At 67.6% G+C, this 1513-nt stretch carries 2 protein-coding genes; both read left to right on the forward strand.

The annotated features are described in order from the left end of the window. On the forward strand, nt 1–531 hold a 531-nt coding region (locus AOZ49_RS31515), incomplete at its 5' end, for a methyl-accepting chemotaxis protein (RefSeq protein WP_231690501.1). Nucleotides 532–645: 114 nt separating this feature from the next. Further along, nucleotides 646–1513 (forward strand): Tar ligand binding domain-containing protein (locus AOZ49_RS31520; RefSeq protein ID WP_156355805.1); only part of this gene is annotated, 868 nt, incomplete at its 3' end.

A 1513-nucleotide genomic window follows, 5' to 3' on the forward strand; every position in this document is an offset into this window, starting at 1 on the left:
GCGACGATGCAAGAGATCGTGGCGTCGGTCAAGCGCGTGACGGACATCATGGGCGAGATCTCGGCGGCGTCGGAAGAGCAATCGAGCGGCATCGACCAGGTCAACCGCGCAGTGGCGCAGATGGACGAAGTGACGCAGCAGAACGCGGCGCTGGTGGAAGAGGCTGCGGCCGCCGCCGGCTCGCTGCAGGAACAGGCGCAGCGCCTGGCCGAAGCGGTGGCGGTGTTCGCGGCGCCGCAGGAAGACGAAGCGCCCGTTGCGGCGGCTCCCGCTGTCGCCGCGCCGGCCGCCAAGCCGGAAGCGGCGGTCGCACCGGTGCAGCGTCCGGCCAAGCCCGCCGCCGCGCCGGCGCCGCGCCTGGCCCAGCCGGCCCGCGCCCGGCCCACGCCGAACAGCGGCGCCACGGCGGCGCGGCCGCTGCGTCGTCCGGTCGTCAAGACCAGCGACGCCACCGACGTCAAGCCCGTCAAGCCGGCGCCGGCCGCGACGCGCAGGACGCCGCCGGCGGATGACGATTGGGAATCGTTCTGACGGCGTGATTTGTCCAGGTATTTCGTTGCATTGAATAGGTAGTAGAGAACACATCCCTTTTACGACAGGGCGGCAATATCATGCCGCCCTGGCGGTTACCGGAAATATCGGAAAATGTTAAGCAATCTGAAGGTGCGCACGGGGTTGATGCTTGCCCAATTGGCCGTCGCCGTGGCCGCGCTGATTGCCATCGCCCTGGGTTGGAACAGCATGCGATCCAACGCCGAGGCGATCAACGCTTTGGATAGCCTGAGCGTCCAGCAGAGCAATCTGGTCAAGGACTCTTACGTGCAGATGCTGCGCGCCACCATCCGCGCGGACATCGCCGCCGCCCAGCGCGCCGCCGGCGACAAGGCGGGCGCGGCCGAGAACACCCGCATCGTCCAGCAACTGCTGACCGACGGCAGGGCCAAGCTCGAGAAGTTCAAGGCGATTCCTAAGACCACCGATATCGGCCGCGCCGCCGAAGGCCAGTTGCTGGCCTCGTTCAACGGCTTTGCCGAAGGCCTGCAAGCCATGCTGGGCGCGCTGGACCGGGGTGACAACGCCGAGTACCTGAACCTGAAGAACACCAAGACCGCCGCGGCCAGCGGCGCGTTCTCCAAGCAGTTGACCGAGTTCGCGACCGCGATCACCACCTACAGCGAAGAGCGGGTGGCGGCGTCGCGCTCGGAGGGCGCGGTCATGGCGTATGTCTACCTCGCGCTGGTCCTGGTGATCCTGGCCGTGTCGCTGGGCGCCTTCCTGTTCATGAATCGAGTCGTGCTGCGCCCGCTGCGCGCGGTTGGCGAAAGCTTCGACCGAATCGCCGGCGGCGATCTGACCACGCGCGTCGAGGTGCAGTCGACCAACGAGATCGGCGCGCTGATGGCGGCGGTCAAGCGTATGCAGGAAAGCCTGGCGCGCACGGTGTCGACCGTGCGCCGCGGCGTCGACGAAATCACGGTGGGTTCGCGCGAAATCTCGGCCGGCAACACCGACC

It is taken from the genome of Achromobacter sp. 2789STDY5608615, from assembly GCF_001298995.1.
Classification (GTDB): domain Bacteria; phylum Pseudomonadota; class Gammaproteobacteria; order Burkholderiales; family Burkholderiaceae_B; genus Achromobacter; species Achromobacter insuavis.